Origin of the sequence: Alkalihalophilus lindianensis (assembly GCF_032843265.1) — a bacterium.
In the GTDB taxonomy this organism is placed as follows: domain Bacteria; phylum Bacillota; class Bacilli; order Bacillales; family Bacillaceae_D; genus Alkalihalophilus; species Alkalihalophilus lindianensis.
The window spans coordinates 1-258 of the sequence record NZ_JAWJBA010000598.1; the positions used below are offsets into that span (position 1 = coordinate 1).

Below are 258 nucleotides of genomic sequence, written 5' to 3' on the forward strand. Positions count from 1 at the left end.
TGGCAATGTTTGCATGAGAAAAAATGTAAAAGTTGCAATTACCAAAAAAGTGACTACCATATACCCTAATCTGCTAAAAATATATTTTGCCAAGTTTTCAACACCCCTAACATTAAAAGATTCTGCATTACTTATAGATACAAGTTCAGTAGCCATCATCAACTTCAGAATAGTTGGTTATATCAATCTGAATATTCAAACAACATTTTCGTGAAGTAAAGGGTAGCTTAAGATAAAAAAGCTGTCCTTGTACATTTA

At 31.0% G+C, this 258-nt stretch carries 1 protein-coding gene; it reads left to right on the forward strand.

Features of this window, described 5'->3' with window-relative positions; genetic code table 11:
* A partial coding sequence (locus RYX56_RS23575; protein WP_317124283.1) for a hypothetical protein occupies positions 1–214 on the forward strand: 214 nt, incomplete at its 5' end.
* Between the last annotated feature and the right edge of the window lie 44 nt (positions 215–258).